The sequence below is a fragment of the Nonomuraea polychroma genome (assembly GCF_004011505.1).
GTDB classification, from domain to species: Bacteria; Actinomycetota; Actinomycetes; order Streptosporangiales; family Streptosporangiaceae; genus Nonomuraea; species Nonomuraea polychroma.
In genome coordinates, this window is record NZ_SAUN01000001.1 from 10333802 (window position 1) to 10353613 (window position 19812).

The 19812-nt window shown below is 70.6% G+C and carries 18 protein-coding genes and 1 riboswitch; of the genes, 11 read left to right on the plus strand and 7 right to left on the minus strand.

Translation table 11 applies throughout. The annotated features are described in order from the left end of the window. The first annotated feature begins 19 nt into the window (after positions 1-19). Together EDD27_RS48110 and EDD27_RS48115 are read left to right on the plus strand one after the other, a co-directional pair. Positions 20-1807, plus strand: a complete 1788-nt coding sequence (locus EDD27_RS48110; protein ID WP_127939428.1) for a bifunctional metallophosphatase/5'-nucleotidase — start codon at positions 20-22, stop codon at positions 1805-1807. 89 nt (positions 1808-1896) lie between these two features. Next, positions 1897-2430: a GNAT family N-acetyltransferase gene (locus EDD27_RS48115; protein ID WP_127939429.1), complete on the plus strand. Its 534-nt coding sequence runs from the start codon at positions 1897-1899 to the stop codon at positions 2428-2430. A gap of 6 nt (positions 2431-2436) precedes the next feature. Here the strand turns inward: EDD27_RS48115 and EDD27_RS48120 are convergent, their stop codons facing one another. Both EDD27_RS48120 and EDD27_RS48125 read right to left on the minus strand, forming a co-directional pair. Continuing rightward, positions 2437-2964, minus strand: coding sequence for a GNAT family N-acetyltransferase (locus EDD27_RS48120; protein ID WP_127939430.1), 528 nt, complete (start codon positions 2962-2964; stop codon positions 2437-2439). Then, positions 2965-3267 carry a hypothetical protein gene (locus EDD27_RS48125; protein ID WP_127939431.1) on the minus strand — a complete coding sequence of 101 codons (303 nt, stop codon included), beginning with the start codon at positions 3265-3267 and terminating at the stop codon, positions 2965-2967. Positions 3268-3521: 254 nt separating this feature from the next. Between EDD27_RS48125 and EDD27_RS48130 the strand changes: the two genes are divergently transcribed. Both EDD27_RS48130 and EDD27_RS48135 read left to right on the plus strand, forming a co-directional pair. Continuing rightward, a complete protein-coding gene (locus EDD27_RS48130; protein WP_127939432.1) occupies positions 3522-3860 on the plus strand; it encodes a hypothetical protein in 339 nt (112 codons plus the stop codon). Positions 3861-3863: 3 nt separating this feature from the next. Beyond that, positions 3864-5981: a carbon starvation CstA family protein gene (locus tag EDD27_RS48135; protein ID WP_127939433.1), complete on the plus strand. Its 2118-nt coding sequence runs from the start codon at positions 3864-3866 to the stop codon at positions 5979-5981. On the opposite strand, the gene EDD27_RS48140 is transcribed toward EDD27_RS48135, so the two are convergent. Further along, a complete protein-coding gene (locus tag EDD27_RS48140) occupies positions 5965-6390 on the minus strand; it encodes a MarR family winged helix-turn-helix transcriptional regulator (protein ID WP_127939434.1) in 426 nt (141 codons plus the stop codon). The genes EDD27_RS48135 and EDD27_RS48140 overlap by 17 nt on opposite strands. Before the next feature lie 65 nt (positions 6391-6455). Here EDD27_RS48140 and EDD27_RS48145 point away from each other — a divergent pair, with 65 nt between their 5' ends. Continuing rightward, positions 6456-7088 carry a maleylpyruvate isomerase family mycothiol-dependent enzyme gene (locus EDD27_RS48145; RefSeq protein WP_127939435.1) on the plus strand — a complete coding sequence of 211 codons (633 nt, stop codon included), beginning with the start codon at positions 6456-6458 and terminating at the stop codon, positions 7086-7088. 3 nt (positions 7089-7091) lie between these two features. Here the strand turns inward: EDD27_RS48145 and EDD27_RS48150 are convergent, their stop codons facing one another. Both EDD27_RS48150 and EDD27_RS48155 read right to left on the minus strand, forming a co-directional pair. Beyond that, the gene (locus tag EDD27_RS48150; RefSeq protein ID WP_127939436.1) at positions 7092-7766 is read right to left on the minus strand and encodes a TenA family protein; all 675 of its coding nucleotides are present in this window, start codon (positions 7764-7766) and stop codon (positions 7092-7094) included. Beyond that, a riboswitch (TPP riboswitch) is annotated at positions 7755-7850 on the minus strand. It overlaps the preceding gene by 12 nt. A gap of 17 nt (positions 7851-7867) precedes the next feature. Continuing rightward, positions 7868-8476 (minus strand): histidine phosphatase family protein, encoded by a 609-nt coding sequence (locus EDD27_RS48155; RefSeq protein ID WP_127939437.1) that lies wholly within the window; start codon positions 8474-8476, stop codon positions 7868-7870. A gap of 23 nt (positions 8477-8499) precedes the next feature. Here EDD27_RS48155 and EDD27_RS48160 point away from each other — a divergent pair, with 23 nt between their 5' ends. Continuing rightward, positions 8500-9459 (plus strand): DNA polymerase domain-containing protein, encoded by a 960-nt coding sequence (locus tag EDD27_RS48160; protein ID WP_241564640.1) that lies wholly within the window; start codon positions 8500-8502, stop codon positions 9457-9459. A gap of 120 nt (positions 9460-9579) precedes the next feature. Then, a complete protein-coding gene (locus tag EDD27_RS48165; protein WP_127939439.1) occupies positions 9580-11079 on the plus strand; it encodes a M28 family metallopeptidase in 1500 nt (499 codons plus the stop codon). A 52-nt stretch (positions 11080-11131) separates the two neighbouring features. Here the strand turns inward: EDD27_RS48165 and EDD27_RS48170 are convergent, their stop codons facing one another. Then, on the minus strand, positions 11132-11740 hold the full coding sequence (locus EDD27_RS48170; RefSeq protein ID WP_127939440.1) for a hypothetical protein: 609 nt from the start codon (positions 11738-11740) through the stop codon (positions 11132-11134). A gap of 359 nt (positions 11741-12099) precedes the next feature. Here EDD27_RS48170 and EDD27_RS55125 point away from each other — a divergent pair, with 359 nt between their 5' ends. After that, positions 12100-13299, plus strand: coding sequence for a protein kinase family protein (locus tag EDD27_RS55125; RefSeq protein WP_164904126.1), 1200 nt, complete (start codon positions 12100-12102; stop codon positions 13297-13299). A gap of 13 nt (positions 13300-13312) precedes the next feature. On the opposite strand, the gene EDD27_RS48180 is transcribed toward EDD27_RS55125, so the two are convergent. Further along, entirely contained in the window at positions 13313-17542 is a 4230-nt protein-coding gene (locus EDD27_RS48180) for an FtsK/SpoIIIE domain-containing protein (RefSeq protein WP_127939441.1), read from the minus strand. Positions 17543-17696: 154 nt separating this feature from the next. On the opposite strand from EDD27_RS48180, the gene EDD27_RS48185 reads away from it, so the two are divergent. The 3 genes from EDD27_RS48185 to EDD27_RS48195 are packed head-to-tail and all read left to right on the plus strand — an operon-like array spanning position 17697 to position 19811. Beyond that, complete coding sequence (locus EDD27_RS48185) at positions 17697-18221, plus strand: sigma-70 family RNA polymerase sigma factor (protein ID WP_479680936.1); 525 nt, start codon at positions 17697-17699, stop codon at positions 18219-18221. Between the two features lie 40 nt (positions 18222-18261). Next, positions 18262-18957, plus strand: a complete 696-nt coding sequence (locus EDD27_RS48190) for an anti-sigma factor family protein (protein ID WP_127939442.1) — start codon at positions 18262-18264, stop codon at positions 18955-18957. 5 nt (positions 18958-18962) lie between these two features. Beyond that, on the plus strand, positions 18963-19811 hold the full coding sequence (locus EDD27_RS48195) for a PHP domain-containing protein (RefSeq protein ID WP_127941440.1): 849 nt from the start codon (positions 18963-18965) through the stop codon (positions 19809-19811). The last annotated feature ends 1 nt before the right edge of the window (position 19812 follow it).

Consider the following 19812-nt stretch of genomic DNA (forward strand, 5'->3'; position numbering starts at 1 on the left):
GGCCTTAACGTCTAAGGCCATGACGTCTCGATCCCTCCTCCGGCTGGCGTTGGCCGGAGCCGTCACGTCGGGTGCGGTTTTCCTCGCCACCCTCCCGGCGGACGCGAGCAAGGCCCCTCCGCGTACGGTTCCCGTACGACTCCTCGCGCTCAACGACTTCCATGGCCACCTCGAGCCCCCGACCGGGTCGTCCGGCCGCATGGTGGACGAGCACGGCCACACCGTCGACGCCGGGGGTGCGGCCTACATCGCCGCGCACATGAAGTCCCTGGCCGACCAGAACACCATCGCCGTGGCCCAGGGTGACCTCATCGGGGCGACGCCGCTGATCTCGGCGGCGTACCACGACGAGCCGTCCATCGAGTTCATGGACAAGCTGGGGCTCAAGGTGGCCGCTGTGGGCAACCACGAGTTCGACGAAGGGTACGCCGAGCTGCGCCGCATCATGGACGGCGGCTGCCACCCGGTCGACGGCTGCTCGCCGGCCGGCGAGTGGAAGGGCGCTCAGTTCGACTACGTCGGCGCCAATGTCTTGTTCAAGAACCCCAACGAGAAGACGGACGCGCTGGCCGCGCTCGGCGCCAAGCAGACCGAGGTCAAGGAGCTGCTGGCCGACTGGGGCGTGCCCGCGCTGCCGCCGGTCAGCGTCAAGTGGATGAACGGCGTCCCGATCGGCTTCATCGGGCTCGTCACGCAGACCACGCCGAGCATCGTCACGACCGAGGGCATCAAGGACCTCAAGTTCGCGGACGAGGTCAAGGCCGCGAACATCGCCTCGAAGATCCTCAAGCTGGTGGGCGTCAAGGCCCAGGTCGTGCTCGTGCACGAGGGCGACCAGGTGAACACCGGCCAGTCGCCGGACGCGTGCAGCGCCATCCCGGGAGCGGGCAACCGCATCGCCACGCAGGTGGACCCCGAGATCGACATGGTGCTCAGCGGGCACTCGCACCAGGCGTACCTGTGCAAGGTCAAGGACCCGGCGGGCAACGACCGCGTCTACTCGCAGGGCGGCTCGTTCGGCCGGGTCATCACGCAGGTGGACATGAACGTCGACCTCCGGACCCGGGACATCGAGCGGGCGTCGGTCGTGGCGGACAACCATGTGGTCACACGGACGGTTGCCCCCGATCCTGAAATTTCCGCTTTCGTGCAGACGTGGAAGGACCGTGTCGCTCCCGTCGCCAACAAGGCGGTCGGCACGATCACCACCGACATCACCAACGCGCCCGCCCCCTCCGGCGAGACCCCGCTCGGCAACCTCATCGCCGACGCCCAGCTGGCCGCCACCAAGACCGGCGGCAACGCGCAGATCGCCCTGATGAACCCGGGCGGTGTACGGGCGCCGCTGACGTACGCGAGCTCGCCGGCGAACGAGGGCGACGGCGTCGTGACGTACGGCGAGGCGTTCACCACGCAGCCGTTCAACAATCTCATGCAGGTCGTGACCCTGACGGGCGCCCAGCTGAAGACAGTGCTCGAGCAGCAGTTCACCGGCGGGCCCAACAACCAGTCGTTCACCAAGATCCTGCAGCCCTCGGCGAACTTCACCTACACCTACAGGCGGAGCGCCGCGTGGGGCTCCAAGGTGTCGGACATGAAGATCGACGGGGTGCCGGTGACGGACACGCAGACGATCCGGGTCGCGGCGAACAACTTCCTGGTGGGCGGCGGTGACGCGTTCCTCGCCTTCCGGGACGGGACGGACCTGTGGAGCGGGCCGCTGGACATCGACGCCTTCGTCGACTACCTCGGCGCGAACAACCCCGCCGCGCCGCCTGCCACCAACCGCATCACCATGATCGACTAGCTCCACATCGGATCGGGCCCGCCTTTCTCGTCAAGGGCGGGCCCGAAATCCGGTTGACCGGGGCATGAGCCGACGATCACCCTCGACGGGTGCACATTGACTTCTCGAGAATCTCCGCCGGCGACGGCGAGGCGCTCGCCGACTTCCTGACCGGCGAGGAATGGCCGTACCACGCGGGCACGCAGGACCGCGAGACCGTGCGGCGGTTCGCCGCCGAAGGCCGCTACGACGACGACGAGACGCGGACGTTCTGGATCCTCGCGGACGGCGAGCGCGCGGGGCTGGTCAAGCTGCAGGACCTCGCCGACGACACACCCATGTTCGACCTGCGCGTACGCAAGCAGTGGCGCGGGCAGGGCCTCGGTACGGCGGCGGTGGCCTGGCTGACCGGTTACCTGTTCACCGAGCTGCCCGACGTCCTGCGGATCGAGGGCACGACCCGCCAGGACAACCACGCGATGCGGGCGGTCTTCCGCAAGAGCGGCTACGCGAAGGAGGGGCACTACCGGGAGGCCTGGCCGGCCCCGGACGGCATGCGGCACGACGCGGTCGGCTACGCCATCCTGCGCCGCGACTGGACCTCCGGGACCGTCACCCCGCCCGACTGGCACGACGAGCCGTGACGGGCCTCACCTGAGCTCGGAGCTCAGCATGCCCATCATGAGGAAGTCGTGCCGCTTGCCCCGCGTGCGGAACGCCTCCCTGCGCCGGCCCTCCTCGACGAACCCCACCTTCGTGTACGCGCGAACGGCCGCCTCGTTGTCCGCGACCACCCACAGCATCAGCCGGTGCAGGCCCATCTCCTCGAACGCGTACCGGCAGATCACCCGCAGGGCGTCGGTCGCGTAACCGGCGCCCCAGCGGGAGCGGTCGCCGATGGCGATGCTCTGCACGGTCGCCTCGCCGTGGATGAAGTCGGTCTCGCCGAGCGCGACGTAGCCGATCAGCTTCTGGTCGTCGAGCGCCTCGATGCCGAGCACCATCTCCTCGAAGGTGTTGCGCGGCCGGTTCTCGCCTTTCTCGATGTTCTGGGCGAGTGAGATGGGTGGCGAGCCGTCCATCCACCGGCCGACCTCGGGATCGTGGTACCACCGCCACATGTCCTCGCTGTCGGCCGGCTCCAGGGCTCGCAGGCGTACCCGCTCTCCGGTCAGCACCTAGGTGTTCTCCACTCTCGCGCGCACGGACGCGCTGTCGGGCTCCAGGCCCGGGATGCGCGCCGCGATGAGGTCGTCAATGTTCATGAAAGCGACCAGATTACTCACCGCGTGGGCGGGATCGGCCGCGATCTGATCGATTTCGGCCTGCTTCTGTGCGTCTGTCGCGTCCGGTCCGATGTGCCAGACGCCCTTCCTCTCGATCGTGTCGATGGCCGCGTCCCGCAGGGCCTGGGCATCGATGATCGACATGGTCATCGTGATCTCGACGCGGACGTCCTGCCGTGTGTCTGAGTCGGACATGGTGGCCAGCCTATTTCGTCCGCGGCGAGCGGGTGCGTGGCCAGCTCCTCGCGCGACAGGTAGCCGAGCTTGCGCAGGGCACTGGAGATGTGGCTCTCGACCGTGCTCGCTGACAAGATGCGCCCCCGGCTCGGTCACCCCGAGCCAGGGGCGCGTCCGCGTGCGGCGAGGTCTCGCCAAGGCCGTTTCAACTGCGACTACAAGGGGTAAGGCCGACGTTAAATTCTGAGCTGCCTGATTTTCAGGAGCCACAGATGTCCCGTATCACGCTCACGCCCGCCGCTCGTGAAGCGCTGCGCGACGACGAAGTGGTGTTCTTCGACTGGCACGTGACCGGCCTCTGCTGCGCGGACGCCGGGGAGTTCTCCGTCAGGCCACTACGCCGCTCCCGGCTGCCCAAGCGGGCGCGCAGCCTCGAAACCGATCTCGTGTACGCGCATCCGACAGCCTGGGTGCATCTGGCCGAGCTTCCGGTCACGATCGACTGCCGTCCGCTGTGGCACTGGCGGCGCTTCACCACCGATCTGCCGCCGGACGCCGGGCTGCGTTGCTGCCTGGGGCGCCCTCTATATGGCTCTCAGCACGGGAGGTAACCGGTGAAGTTGCGCTCCATCATCATCTGGACGCTGGTCGCGATCGTGGGCGCCGTCGGATGGGCGGTCCTCGCCCTGTCCAGAGGCGAGAAAGTCAACGCGGTGTGGCTGCTCTGCGCCGCGCTCGGCTCGTACGCCATCGCCTACCGGTTCTATGCCCGCCTCATCGTCCGCAAGGTGCTGCGCGCCGACGATCGCCGGGCCACTCCTGCCGAGCGGCTCGACAACGGCATCGACTACCAGCCGACGGACCGGCGGATCCTGTTCGGGCACCACTTCGCCGCCATCGCGGGGGCGGGGCCGCTGGTGGGACCCGTGCTCGCGGCTCAGATGGGCTACCTGCCCGGGACCATCTGGATCGTGGCGGGCGTGATCTTCGCCGGGGCCGTGCAGGACATGGTGATCCTGTTCTTCTCCATGCGGCGCAACGGGCGCAGCCTCGGCCAGATGGCCCGCGAGGAGATCGGCCCGGTCGGCGGGGCGGCGGCGCTCATCGCGGTCTTCGCCATCATGATCATCCTGCTGGCCGTGCTGGCGCTCGTCGTGGTCAACGCGCTCGCCCAGTCGCCGTGGGGCGTCTTCTCCATCGCGATGACGATCCCCATCGCCCTGTTCATGGGCTTCTACCTGCGGGTGATCCGGCCCGGCAGGGTCGTCGAGACCACCGTGATCGGGGTGGCGCTGCTGCTCCTGTCGATCATGGCCGGCGGCTGGGTGCAGGGGTCCAGCTGGGCGCCGTTCTTCACGCTGAGCCCGTCGGCGCTCGCGTTGTGGCTCATCGCCTACGGGTTCGTCGCCGCGGTGCTGCCGGTGTGGATGCTGCTCGCGCCGCGCGACTACCTGTCCACGTTCATGAAGATCGGCACGATCGTGCTGATCGCGATCGGCATCGCCATCACGATGCCGCCGATGCAGACCACCGCGTTCACCGACTTCGCCTTCAGCGGCAAGGGACCGGTCTTCGCGGGCTCGTTGTTCCCGTTCGTGTTCATCATCATCGCCTGCGGGGCGTTGTCCGGCTTCCACTCGCTGATCGCATCCGGCACGACACCCAAGATGATCCAGAAGGAGACGCAGGTCCGGATGATCGGGTACGGCTCCATGCTCATGGAGTCGTTCGTCGCCATCATGGCCATCACCGCGGCCTGCGTGCTGACCCCCGGGCTCTACTTCGCGATGAACTCGCCGGCAGGCGTCGTCGGGACCACCGTGCAGACCGCCGCCCAGGCGGTCACGAACATGGGCTTCGTGATCACGCCCGAGGAGCTGCAGGCCGCGGCGGCGGCCGTACAGGAGGAGACGCTGATCGCCCGGACGGGCGGCGCGCCCACGCTGGCCGTGGGCATCTCGCAGATCTTCTCCGGGTTCCTCGGGGGAGCGGCGTTGCAGGCGTTCTGGTACCACTTCGCGATCATGTTCGAGGCGTTGTTCATCCTCACGACGGTGGACGCCGGGACGCGGGTGGGGCGGTTCATGCTCCAGGACACGGTCGGCAACCTGTGGAAGCCGATGGCGCGGGTGAGCTGGTGGCCGGGGCTGGTGGCCTCCAGCGCGGTGGTCGTGGCGGCCTGGGGATACTTCCTCTACCAGGGCGTCAATGACCCGCTCGGCGGCATCAACCAGCTGTTCCCGCTCTTCGGCATCGCCAACCAGTTGCTGGCCGCGGTCGCGCTCACCGTGGCCACGACCCTGCTGATCAAGAGCGGACGGCTCAAATGGGCCTGGGTGACGGCGGTGCCACTGGCCTGGGACGTGGCCGTGACCCTGACGGCCAGCTACCAGAAGGTGTTCTCGCCCGACCCGGGGCTCGGCTTCTTCGCCCAGCGTGACCGTTATCAGGCCGCGCTCGATCAGGGACAGCTGCTCGCGCCCGCCAAGTCCATGGACGCGATGCGGCAGATCGTGATCAACTCCACCGTGGACGGCATCCTGGCCGCCTTGTTCGCCCTCATGATCATCATCGTGATCCTGGACGCGGCCCGGGTGTGGGTGAAGGCGATCAGGACGCGGGAGCCGCTGCCGACCACCGAGGCACCGTTCGAGGAGTCGAAGCTCCTGGCGCCGTCCGGGCTCATCCCCACCCGCGAGGAGCGCGAGATGATGGCTAAAACTCCTGGATGAGGCGGCTCAGCGTGGTGTTCAGCTCGGCGAGGCCGTCCTCGCCGAGCAACCCCGCGAGCCGGCGCTCCACCTCGTCGATCGCGGCATAGCCGATCTTCAGGGCCTCGTCGCCCCGCTCGGTGAAGAGGATCAGCTTGGCGCGGCGGTCGGCCGGGTCGGGCACCCGGCGCAGGTATCCCAGCCGCTCCAGGTCGTCCACCAGCGCCCCCATGGCCTGGGGGGTCATCTGGGCCTTCTCGGCGAGCCTGCTCAACCGGATGCCCTCGTGCTCCATGTGGAAGAACACCGCTGAGTGCGCGGGCCGGACGTTCGCGTCGTACGCGTTGCCGGCCGCCTGCACGACGTTCTGCAGGCGCAGGTATGCCTCGTAGAGCAGGGCCACGACGTGCGGCGGATGCGTGGCGGCCATGGGTCTTCTCCTTTTGCTAAGGCTGCCTTATATTAAGGTCACCTTAGCAAACGGAGGAGTGCGGGATGGACCAGGAGAAGATCTGGGCTGCCCTCGAGATCGAGCGGCGCGGCCTGGCCGACCTGCTCGAATCGTTGCCGGCGGCGGAATGGGAGCGGCCCTCACTCTGCGACGGCTGGCGGGTGCGGGACGTGGCCGCCCACCTGGCACTCGCCACCCGGGCGAACCTCGCGTGGGGGCTGGTCGAGTTCGTCCGGGCACGCGGCAACTTCGATCGCATGGTTCACGACTCGGCGGTGCGGCACGCCAGGCTGCCGATCCGCGAGATCGTCGCGCAGGTGCGCGAGTCGGCCGGCTCGCGCCGCCGGGCGCCCTCGACCAAGCCGCTCGACCCGTTGTTCGACGCACTCGTCCACGGCCAGGACATCACCGTGCCGCTCGGCCTCGAGCGTGTCATGCCGCTCGTCCCGGCCCGAGCCTGCGCCACCCACATCTGGGAACGAGGTTTCCCCTTCTACCCGCAGCGGCGGCTACGCGGGCTCCGGCTGGTGGCCACCGACGTGGACTGGGCGGTCGGGGAGGGCGACGTGGTGGAGGGACCCATCCAGGCGCTGCTCCTGCTGCTGAGCGGGCGCCCCGCCGCGCTGCCGAGCCTCACCGGGGCGGGCACGGCGGCGCTGCTGGTCCGCCTGCGGTAGCCGTCACGGGGTGAGCCACCCCGCCGTCGGCCAGGTCTCGCGCCGCCAGGCGCTGTCCCAGAACATCCACTCGTACGCCGCCGCCGTGCAGTAGGCCTGCACCATGGCATCCCTGGTCGCCGGATCGGCCGTGGCGGCCAGCCGGTCGGCGATGGCCTTGGCCTGCGCGACGGAGGCCGCGAACCCCGGGTCCGAATAGGTGTCGATCCACTTCCGGTACGGATGGTCCGGCACGTCGCCGGTGCGCCGCAGCAGCGCCGTGCCGACGTCCTGATAGATCCAGAAGCACGGCAGCACCGCTGCCGCCAGCACCGGGTAGGGCGCGGCGAGCGCCGTGGCCTGCAGGAACGACGCGTACGCCAGGCAGGTCGGCGACGTGGCGATCCCGGCCGCGTCGGCGCCGAGCTCCTCGACGTACCCGGCGTGCAGCAGGCGCTCGGCGGCCAGGGCGGTGTGCGCGCTCTGCGCGAAGAACGCCGCGTCCGCCGGGTCGGTGGCCCGGGCCGACGCCGTGGCCAGGGCCTTGGAGAACGCCTCCAGATAGCGGCCGTCCTGCACGATGTAGAACGCGAACCGGTCCCGGTCGAGTGTGCCGTCGCCGAGCGCGACGTTGAAGGGATGATCGTGGATGGCGGTCATCAGCTCGGCGGTACGCAGCCACATGTCGTCGCAGAACATCGACGTCCCTTCGCTAGTGCGAACTAGAGCAGGTTCAACGGGTGTGATCTCAGCCCGGGCCTCCGGGCACCCCGCGTCAACGGCCTCACTGTAACAGGGACTCACTCCCGCAGCTCGGGCGGGAATCCGGTCCAGCGCAGCTCGGCGGGCAGGTGCCCCATGTCGTTGTAGAAGAGCACCGAGGAGGGGCGGTCGGGGGCGTACCGGATGACGGTCAGGGCGGCGTTGCCGTGGTTGAGGCCGAGCCAGCGCCACTTCGGGGCGTCCAGCGCGGCGCGGACGAGCCAGCCGATCAGGAAGTTGTGGGTGACGACCAGCTCGTGGCGGGGGCCCTCCGTCACCGGGCCCGTGAACGTGCGCATGGCCTCGGCGGTGAGATCGTCTTCGGCGGCGGGGAACTGCTGGAGAAAGCCGAGGAACCGGTCGGCGTGCTCCGGGGGCAGCTCCTCCTTCGCCGGCAGGTAGGGAATGTAGTCCCCGGCGGCCTCGGAAACGCGCAGCGGGACGCCGGGGAGCTGCGCGCCGATCAGGCGGGCGGTCTGCGTCGCCCGGGGGAGCGGGCCGTGGTGGATGGCGGAGAGGGGGACGTCCTTGAGCCGCTCGCCGAGGAGCGTGGCCTGGCGGCGGCCGTTCGCGGTCAGGGATCGTTCGTCGGAGGTGGCCTCGCCGTGGCGGGCCAGGTAGAGGTAACGGGTCATGGTCTCGCCCATTCTTCCCCGATATGGTGAGGCGGGTGAGCAGCGATGAGACGCGTGACGGGGTGGCCCTGAGCAACCTCGACCAGCCGCTGTTCGACGGGGCGGGTGCGACCAAGCGTGACCTGGTCGACTACCTCGACGCGGTCGGCGACCGCATCCTCCCGGTCCTGCGCGACCGGGCGCTCTCGGTGATCCGGGTACGCCCCGGGCAGGAGCCCTTCATGCAGAAGAACCTGCCGAAATACGCCCCCGAATGGGTGGAGAGGTTCTCCGTCTGGGCCGAGGCGTCACGCCGGCAGGTGACGTACGCGGTGTGCAACGACCGGCGGACGCTGCTGTGGTTCGCCAACCAGCGGGCGGTCGAGTATCACCCGTCGCTGTTCGCCGGCGACCAGCCCACGCACATGGTGCTCGATCTCGACCCGCCCGAGGGGAGCGAGTCCTTCGGGCTGGCCGTGCGCGCCGCGTTCCTCGTCCGCCAGGCGCTGGAGGAGGCGGGGCTGGCGGGCGCGGTGAAGACCAGCGGAGCCAAAGGCGTGCACGTGTTCGTGCCCGTGGCGGCGGGGACCGCCGTGGACGACCTGGCCGCGGCCACCCGCGCGGTGGGCGCGCGCGCCGAGCGGGTGGATCCGGCGCTGGCCACCACGGCGTTCATCCGCGAGGACCGTGCGGGCAAGGTGTTCATCGACTCCACCCGGGCAGGCGGCGCCACGGTCGTGGCCGCCTACAGTCCGCGCGTGCGTCCCGGCGTGCCGGTGTCCTTCCCGGTGCTCTGGTCGGACCTCGACCGGGTGGCGCCGGGCGACTTCACCGTGCACACCGCGGCCGGGCTGCTCAAGGACGCCGACCCGTGGGCGGAGGCCATGCCCGCGCCGCAGCGGCTGCCCGCCGACCTCATCGAGGAGGGGCACACGATCCCGATCGCCCGCGTGCAGGCGATGCACGAGGGCAAGCGCCGCGCCGAGCTCCGTCGCGCGCGCCGCGCCGCGGAGTGAAAGTCCCTGAATTTGGTCTATTGGTAGGCATTCCCGGCGGTGCGGAGCCGGGTTAGTGTCGCGTTCGGGCGAGGCTCGGGGGGACATTACTCGCCTTTCTGTCCCTAGGGAGTACCCCGCATGCGCAGATTCGTCATCGCACTCATCTCCGCGCTCGCCTTGCCGCTCGCCTTGGCGACGCCCGCCAACGCCGGCGGGCTCGACGACGCCTTCGCCAAGCTGCTCGTCCAGCAGGTCAAGGGCACGAACGTGCACAAGCACCTTCAGGCCCTGCAGGACATCGCCACCGCCAACGGGGGCAACCGCGCGGCCGGCACCACCGGCTACGACGCCTCCCGCGACTACGTGGCGGACAAGCTGCGCAGGGCCGGCTACAAGGTCACGCTGAATCCGATCAACTTCGTCGAGAGCTGGAGCGAGAAGACGGCGCCCACGCTCAATCTGACCGCGCCCACCCCAAAGGCCTACGTCCCCAACGAGGACTTCTTCACCTTCCAGCCCTCCCCGTCCGGTGACGTGACCGCCCAGGTCCAGGGCGTGGACCTGACACTGCCGCCCGCGCCGACGCCGAGCTCCACCAGTGGCTGCGAGGCGTCCGACTTCGCCGGGTTCGTGGCGGGACGGATCGCGCTCGTCCAGCGCGGCACATGCGCGTTCGTCACCAAGATCCAGAATGCGGCCGCGGCGGGCGCGACCGGGATCATCGTGTTCAACGAGGGCCAGCCGGGGCGTACCGAGGCGTTCGCGCTGGACATCGGCGAGTGGCGGGCCGGGATCCCCATGGTGTTCGCCGACTTCGCCGTGGGCAACGAGCTCGCGAGCACGGCCGGCGCGACCGTACGGCTCAAGGTCGACGCCAACCTCGTGCTCGGCACCAACGAGAACGTGATCGCCGAGAGCCGCTTCGGCGACCCCCGCAACGTCGTCATGGTCGGCGCCCACCTCGACAGCGTGACCGAAGGGCCGGGCATCAACGACAACGGCTCCGGCACCGCGGCGATCCTGGAGGTCGCCGAGGAGATGGCGCGTTACCCGGTCAAGAACAAGGTGCGCTTCGCGTTCTGGGCCGCGGAGGAGATCGGGCTGCTCGGCTCCGACCAGTACGTCGCGTCGTTGTCCCAGGCGGAGCGGGACCGCATCAGGTTGTACCTGAACTTCGACATGGTCGCCTCGCCGAACTACGCCTACAAGCTGTACGACGGGGACAACTCCGACAACGTCGGCTCCCCTGCAGGACCGCCCGGCTCGGCCGAGATCGAGAAGCAGCTCGAGGCGTTCTACGGCGCACGCAACCTGCCCACCGTCGGCACCGACTTCGACGGCCGCTCCGACTACGGGCCGTTCATCGAGGTCGGCATCCCGGCCGGCGGCATCTTCACCGGCGCGGAAGGCATCAAGACGGCCGAGGAGGCGGCGCTGTTCGGCGGCACGGCCGGGGTCGCCTACGACGCGTGCTACCACCAGGCGTGCGACACGATCGCCAACGTGAACGCGACGGCGCTGGACGTGGACTCCGACGCCATCGCCGACTCCGTCGCCCGCTACGCCTTCAACCTCCGCTCCATCCCACCGAGGACGGCCGCCGCAGCGGCGGCCGTGGCAACGAAGACGGCCGGCTGACCGGCCGCTGACACCCCGCCGGGCATGCGGCTCACCGCCTGCCCGGCGCTCGTCATGAAGGCACAGTGCGCTCGGATCGCAGACCGGCCACCAACGCCTCCGGCTTGTCGGCGAAGAAGCTGATCGTGGTGGCCTCCGCACGGCGGCCGAGCGGGCGGACGAACGCGACCGGCTCGGTCAGCTCGATCGACACGTTGGTCCGGGACGCGACCGCCACCCTCAGGTGCCCGTCCTTGACCGAGACCATGCTGCTCACGTTGTCGTTGCGGCTCGTGCGCACCGAGGCGATGAGATCCCGGGGCACACGCACCTCGAAGTACGCGCCGTACCGGATACGCAGCTCGCCTGCCGTGAGGACGTGGGGCCGGGTGGCGCAGGACGCGGCCAGCATGACCCCGAACAGCAGCCCGTACACGTCGGCGATCAGCACCGTGAACCGGATCCACTCCGGCACGCCGGTCGCGACCAGCAGCAGGTCCACGACCACGGTCTCGACCGCCATGGCGAACAGCATCAGCCACAACGTGAACGCCTGCTCCTTCGCGTACGTCACGGCGGTCGCGCCCGCGGGCACGCCGTGCCGGCGGCGCACGATCCACAGCGCGATGCTGGCCAGGCCCTTGAGCTCGAACCCCACGACCCGTAGCGCGGCTTTGACCATCCCATCCCTCTCCCTCGGTGCCGAACACCTCCGATTGCACACGTTGACGTCGCGTCAAGGTCAAGCCGCAGACCTTTCCTGAATGACGGTGAACCCGGGCCGGGCGAGTGGCGTACAACGTTGCGGAAAACGGCGCTCGCCGACGGCCGGAAAGGCGGCCGGAAAGTGGCTCACCTGGGCGAACATCGGCGTGCCCGCCTCGTGCAACTCAGACTGCACCGGGAATGGCGATGGAATTTCAGCGGATCTCAGCCAGGATCGACGCCCCGCATCGTGGTGCTGTCGCCGCTCCGGGCGACGCGCCGCCCGGCCGGGCCTTTCCCGGCCGCGAGGTCTACGGATGGAATGAAGGCAGGGCTTTGCAACCGCACGATTACCTCGGAAGCGGCCGGCCGCTCGGCGACCTCGTGAGGGCGAGCGGGCCGGTCAAGGGCGAGGCGCTCTATCGGCTCGCGCTGGGCAGCGCCACCACCATGGCCAGGCTGCACCTGGCCGGGATCGCGGGACTGCGGCTCAACCCGGGAAACGTCATGATCGAGGCGCACGGGCAGGTGTACGTCGCGCCGGGGCCCCGGGACAGCGAGCTCCCCTCGCGGGACGTGCGTGACTGGGCCGACGTGATCGTGTTCGCGGCGACCGGGCAACTGGCGGGACAGGGTGGGGAGCCGGACCTCGACCAGTTGCTCCCGGCGCTGCGCACGGTGATCGACCACTGCCGGCAGCCCGACCCGGGCTCGCGTCCGACCGCTGTGGAGCTGGTGAGCATCTTGCTCGGGCACTCCGCGGCCGTCTCCCACGCGCGTGTGGACGATCTGTTGCGGGAGGCCGAGAGCCGGCTCAGGCCGTACGAGCCGCCGCCTGACGAGGCGCCGCCCGCCTCCACGCCGCTCTGGCGCAAGCCGTGGTTCGTGGCCGGGGTCGCGATCGGCGTGTCGATCGCCGCGGTCGCGGCGGTGGCGGTCGTCATGATCTCCAGTGCGACGCGGGAGCCCGATTGGCGTGACGTGCTCGGTGCCATCGATCGCCGTACCGCCGGCTTCCAGTACGTCCGCGGGGGCGTCGCCGCGGCGGGGCGGTTGAGCTTCGACCCGGACGCCGCCACCGCTTATGAGATGGAGTTGGCCTGCGAGAACGATCCCCCTGTCGCTGTGTCCATCGTGGGGGACAGGGGCGTGGCCGCCGGGGTTCCGTTCGACGCGGAGGCGCCGGGGATCGAGACGTGCGCGCCGCTCTCCGCGGCCGCCGTCCGGCGCTTCAGCTCGCCGCGCACGATCAAGGCGCTGATCGACGCGGCGGGGACAAACGTGAGCGCCGCGCCGGAGCCGGACGGTGGCCTGACGATCACGGGCGCGACCATGGCGCACCGGCTCAGGGCCGAGGGGCGGGTGGATTCCTACGGCCAGATCGTGAAAGAAGGCCCGGTCGAATTCGAGGTGCGGCTGGCGGCCGATGGGCTGCCGGTGCGGCTCAGGGTGCAGACCGAGACCAGGGCGGAGGGGACGAAGGTGGCGGAGACGGCCTACCAGAATTGGCGTGCGTTCGAGGCCATCAAGGGGTGACGGGACAGAACACCTAGCCGTCCTCCATGGCTGCGAACTGGACCAGGTCCACTCGCCGTGACGTGGCCATGTACGCGCGCCCCGGCGGGCCGCCGAAGAACTGGTCGGCTTCCAGGGTGAGGCCGTGTTCGCGGGCGTTGATCCGGTTCGCGGGCGTGAGCAGGAACCGGGTGCCGGTGCGGAGGATCTCGGTGACCTCGGCGGACAACGAGCGGCGCCGGCCCTCCAGGAGGGGAGTGGCGTCCCCCGTCATGATCAGGGCACGGCTGCCCAGATCGGCGGGGGCGAGGATGTCCTGCAGGAGGGTGGGCTGGGGGGTGAAGTTCTGCTCGGTGGGGGTGATCGTCAATTGGTCGAAGTCGTCGACGATCACGGCGTGGCGGGCCCCCTCGAAGGCACCGACGGCCTCCCGGAGGTCGGTGTCGGTGAACGACGTGCCCGCCAGCGTACGGGCGCCCGGCAGCGAGCGGATCAGCGGGGAGCGGGGCGGGGCGATGGCCAGGACGCCCACGCCGCGACGCAGCAGCCCCGCGGCCATGACCAGGGCGGCGTTGCTGCGGCCTGATCCTGGCGGCCCCGACACGAGCACCAGGTGCGGTCCCGTCTCGAAGAGGTCCAGGCCGACCGGGAGGACGTCGGGTCCGCCGACGCCGACCGGCACGACGTCGGGTCCGCCGACGCCCATCGCGCCGCCTTCCGCGTCGCCGATCTCGCTCAGCGGGATCGTCACGGGCATCGGAGGGAACGGCTTCGCGAGCGGCCGCCGCCCATCGCCGGGCATGATCGTCAGCTGCTCGGGCGGCAGGCAGATCTGGACGTGCAACCCGGTGGCGGCCTCGATGGCGCGACCGGGCAACACCGGCGGCGACACCATGCTCGACGCCAGATGGAACCGCCGCGTCTCCTCCCGTGGGAACGGCAGAAGCAGTCGCTGCGAGAACAGATCCGGCGTCTTGCCCCGGAGCATGTCATGCCCTCCGACCGCCACCACGTGGATCCCGACCGGCGGCCCACCGGCCACGAGCCCTCGCACGGCGACCAGCAGCGGCGTCTCGAGGAATTCGGGGTCGCCGCGGTCCTCGAAGTACTCCCACCCGTCGATGACCAGGACGATCGCGGGATCCCCCGACCCCCTGGCAGGGGACAGCCGCCGCCGGTCCATCTCACCGGTCAGCCACGTCACCACCCGCCGGACACGATCCGGCTCACCGGCCGCCACGACCGCTCCGCAGTGCGGCAGCGACGCGTACGCCGCCAGCCCGTCGGGCTGGTTCTCGATGACGTACAACCACACCTGGGCGGGCGAGCACCGCGCCGCCAGGCTGGAGATCAGGGTGCGGACGAACGTGGTACGCCCCGACTGCGGCCCGCCGGCCACCAGGAGCCGCTCGGTCCCGCCGAGGTTCAGCGCGAGAGCCGGCTGCGCCTGCTGGTCGGGATCGTCGACCAGCCCGTACGGCACCCCGTCCGCACCGGCCACCGCCGCCAGCGGCAGCGCGGCCGGCAGCGGCGGCAGCAGCGGACGGAACGGCGGCTCGGTCGGCAGCCGCCGCGCCGCGTCCAGCACGGCCGCGATCGCCAGATCCTGGTCGGTACGCCCCCGCGCCGTGGACGACGGCGCCTCGGGACGCGGGAGCCCCAGCGCGGGCCAGGGCAGCGGCCGTGCCGTGGCCGCGGTGGCGCCGGTCGGAGGCGGATTGCCCAGGTAGCCGGTCTGGAAGAGTTGCGGCGTGCGCTGCTCCCCGCCCACCCGCATGATCATGCCTCGCCCGCGTAACCGGGACGGGATGGTGGCGGCATCCGGCACGCCCAGGACCTCGGTGCTGTCGGAGGGCTCGTTCTGGCGCAGCGTGATGCGCAGCGAGATGTTGTTCTTCAACTCGGGTGACAACTTGCCCTGCAACGACTGGGTGGCCAGCACCAGGTGCATGCCGAGTGAGCGGCCCTTGGCGGCCACGTTCACCAGCTCGCGCAGGAAGTCCGGCGAGGTCTCCAGCACCCGCGCGAACTCGTCGAACACCATGACCAGTCGCGGCAGCCGCCCGCCCGCCTCCCAGTAGGCGTCGATCTCGCCGCCGTAGCGGGCCAGGATCGCCTCGCGGCGGCGGACCTCGGCGCGTACCGAAGCCAGCACGCGCCCGGCCGCGCTCTCGTCGAAGACGTCGGCGGCCGTGTCGCCGGTGGAGCGGATCAGCCCCACCACGTGCGGGCAGTGCTCGAACGGCAGGAACGCGCTGCCGCCCTTGAAGTCCACCAGCACCAGGTTCAGCTCGTCCGGCCGGTTGGCCAGCAGCAGCGAGGTGACGAGCGTCTGCAGCAGGATGCTCTTGCCCGCCCCGGTCGCCCCGCCCAGCATCGTGTGCGGGCCGTCGGCCGCCAGATCCACGAAGACGGGCCCCGAGCCGTCGGCGCCGATGGCGATCCGGGTCGTCGGGCGGGGGTCGGTGCTCCAGCGGGTCAGGACGTGGCCGGCGTCGGGCACGCCGAGTCCGAGCACGTCCAGCAGGCGCACCGCGGACGGGATCACGTTCTCCGCCCGGGCCAGCGTGAGACGGTCGCGCATGGGCGCCACCGCGCGGGCGATCCGCTCGGCGGCCCGCGCGCCGAGGCTCTCCGGCTGCACGAACACCGGCAGGCCCTGGCGGCCGCGGGTGAGCAGCATGCCGACGCCGTCCAGGTCGCAGACGCCGCGGCATTCGTTCATGCTGCGCTGGTCGGCGCAGATCACGTACACGCCGACCGACGGGCCCTCCCGGAGGATCTCCTTCATGCCGGGGATGTCGCGTAGCGCCCGCGCGCCGTCGAGCACCACGACCACGTCCTCGGAGAACTGCCGGTCCCTGGTCCCGCGTCGCTCGGTGACCAGGTTCTTCAGCTCCTCGACCCGCTCGGCCCTGGTCTCGGGCGTGTTGCCGATCAGGCAGGGAACGGGGCCGTCCGGGCTCAGATGCGGCAGCCAGCGTGCCCACCCCAGATGCTCGCCCCCTGACGCGGTGATCAGCACCAGCCGCAGCTCATCCGGCGCGCGCAACGTGCCGAGCTGAACCAGCAGCCAGCGCAGCAGGGCGTCGACCGGCTGCGGAGGGCCGATGACACCGAGCACGCCGATCTCGCGGAGATCCACGGTGACCGGCACCCCGCGCAGCACGGGCTCGGCGAACCCCGGCCACCGCTCCCCGTCGAACTCGATCGTGGCCGGCTGGTCGGCGACCCCCACGCGTAACGTCAGTCCGTCGGGGGAGTCGGCGTTGCGCGGCCACAACCCGGGACCCTCGTGGGTGGCGGCGAAGGTCAGGTCCACCTCGTCCGGCGCGACCAGATGGCGCAGCCACTGCTCGTGGACGACGTGGCGGCGGATCCGTTCGAGCGCCTCCTGCTTGCGCTCTTCGAACTCGCGTTCTTTCTTCTTGCGCTGCCGCCCCTCGACCCACTGCGTGGCGAAGAACGTCACCGGCGTCAATATTCCGAACAGCAGAAAATACGGGCTCTTCAGCAGGATCGCCATCGCGATGGAAATCGGCAGCGGCAGCAGCGACGAAAGCACCGCGACCGCGCTATTACGCTGCGGCGTCTCGTTCCTGGGCAGGGCGATCCTGGCCGCCGGCACCGCCGGGGCCGGCGAGAACGCCCGGTCGAAGTCGACGCGCCCGTCCCTGCCGCGCGTGGTCCGCAGCCGCGACGGCGGCAGCGGCGCCCACCGCAGCCGGTTGTCGCCCACCTGCAGCACCCCGTCGGGCCCCAGCAGGACCGGCTCGCCTCCGCGCACGGGAAGTTCGTCCACCAGCGTGCCGCCGCGCGAGCCGAGGTCGGCGACCGTGACCTCGCCGGTCCACGACACGTCCAGGCGGGCGTGCCGCCTGGAGACCTTCTGGTCGCGCGGGAGCGGGATGTCGGTCCACTCCCTGCCGATGACGTGGCTGCCGGGGCTGAGCCAGAGCACCTGGCCCGCGTCGGGCCCGGCGAACACGCGGATCGCGCCGGCCGCGGTCAGTGGCCGCCAGGGCTGGGCACGTCGAGCTCCGTCCGGCTCGCCCACGCTGATCGTCGTCCCCGACACGATCGGGGTGTCGGCGACGGGGGCGTCGGGATCAAGCTTGGTGGCGCCGACGAAGCACGGCCGTCCTCGGACGGGCACGGGCAGGGCTCGTAGCAGCGAGCCGACGGTGGTCTCCGGCTCCGCCACCACCTCGACATCGAGCTCGGCGGAGGCCGCCGCATCGCGGATCGTGGTCCGAATGATCATAATCCCCTCTCCAGGGGACGTGGCCCGATTTATTGTTTGAATCTGACTGTGCGACCAGAGGGGCAAAGTACATAGTCGCCGCCCCCGTCGCTGGCTACAGTAAGAATTCCCATATCGGAGCGAATTTCGCGATATCGGCAGCGCGAGGAGCCCCGTGAATCGCCGCGTAACCGATGAAGCCATGGTCCGAGCCCTCTACCGCGAATACGGCGCCCCCCTGATGGCCTTCGCCATCCGGCTGACGGGCGGCGACCGCCGCTGGGCCGAGGACGTCGTGCAGGAGACCTTGGTACGCGCCTGGCGCAACCTCCACGAGCTCCGCACCGACTCGGGCTCGCTCATGCCCTGGCTGGCGACCGTCGCGCGCCGCGTCGTCATCGACGACCGCCGCCGCTCCGGCACACGCCCCCTGGACACCGTCGAAGAGGTCCCCGAACGTGCCCAGCCCGTGGCCGCCGAGGACGAGCGTTTATTGCGCGAGATCGTCGTGACCGACGCGATGCTCTCGTTGTCCCCGGCACACCGGCAGGTCCTCACGGAGACGTTCCTGCTCGACCGCACGATCCAGGAGGCGGCGGAGACGATCGGCGTGCCCGTGGGCACGGTGAAGTCCCGCGTGTACTACGCCATGCGTGCCTTGCGCGTCGCATTGGAGGAAAGGGGGGTGATGTTGCCGTGACGGAGGCGCATCACAATGACGAAAGGGGGGTGGTGCAGCCGTGACCGAGGTGCATCACGAAGACGTGGCCGCGTACGCGCTCGGCCTGCTCGACGAGCACGAGCGGGCGGCGTTCGAACGCCATCTGGCCGGCTGCGCCAGCTGCGCCGACGAGGTGGGGGCGTTCGCCGAGATGGGGCAGCTGATCAGGGGCGTGCACCCGGACGATCTCCTGCCCAACCCGCCGGACCCGCAGGTCGAATCACTTCTGGTACGCCGTGCCGCCACCGAACGCCGTCGCCGCCGCCTCCACCGCACGATCACGGCCGCGGCCGCGTGTGTCCTGATCGCCGCCGGAGTCTTCCTCGCGGTCAATTCGCTCACCAGCGGCCCCAATCCCGACAGCATTCACGGTCCGGCCCGCGAGCTGCTCATGACCGGGAACACCTACTCCGCCACCGACCCCGCCACCGGCACCACCGCCGTCGTCGGCCTGGAGGACAAGGGCTGGGGCACCCACGTCGCGCTGGAGCTCAAGGGCGTCAAGGGCCCGCTGCAGTGCCGGCTGCTCGCGGTCGGCGACGACGGCCGCTCCGAGGTCGTGGCCAGCTGGGGCGTCCCCGACAAGGGGTACGGCGTGCCCGGCTCCCCCGATCCCCTGGTGTTGCACGGCGGCACCAGCCTGCCCCAGGACGACCTCAACCACTTCACGATCGAGACCTTCGAGGGCCGGACCCTGGCCACCATCGCGGTGTAATGCCCATGCGCATCGACCTGCACAGCCACAGCGACGCCTCCGACGGCACCCAGCCCCCGGCCGACGTGGTGAGCCGGGCCCGCGAGCGGGGCCTCGACGTGCTCGCGCTGACCGACCACGACAACGTGGACGGGCATCGCGCGGCGATCGAGGCGCTGCCCGCCGGGCTGACGTTCGTGCCGGGCATGGAGTTGTCGTGCCGGCGCGCCGGGCAGAGCATCCACCTGCTCGCGTACCTCTTCGACCCGCTGGAGCCGGACTTGGCGGCCGAGTGCGTGCGCATCAGGGAGGCCCGCGAGCTGCGCGGACGGCTCACCGTGGAGCGGCTGGTGGAGCTGGGCGCTCCGGTCACCTGGGAGCAGGTGTCCGAGCTGGCCGCGGGTAGCCCGGTGGGGCGGCCGCACATCGCCCGGGCCATGGTTGCCGCCGGGGTGATCGCCGCGCCGGAGCTGGCGTTCACACCGGAGTGGATCGGGACGGGCGGCCGCGCGCACGTCGCCCGTTACGCGCTGGACCCCGAAAGGGCGGTCCGCCTGGTACGTGCCGCGGGCGGGGTCCCGGTGCTGGCCCATCCGAAGGCGGCCAAGCGCGGCACGGTCGTGCCCGACGAGTGGATCGCCGAGCTGGCGGAGGCCGGGCTGTTCGGGGTCGAGGCCGATCATCGGGACCACGAGGCGCCCGCGCGGGCCCACGTCCGCGGGCTGGCGGGGGAGTTGGGGCTGGCGGTGACCGGGTCGAGCGACGACCACGGCGAGCTGACCGGCCACCGGCTGGGCTGCGAGACGACCGCACCGGAGGTCTACGAGCGCCTGGTGGCCGAGGCGACGGGCGCGACGCCCGTCATTGCCGGCTGAG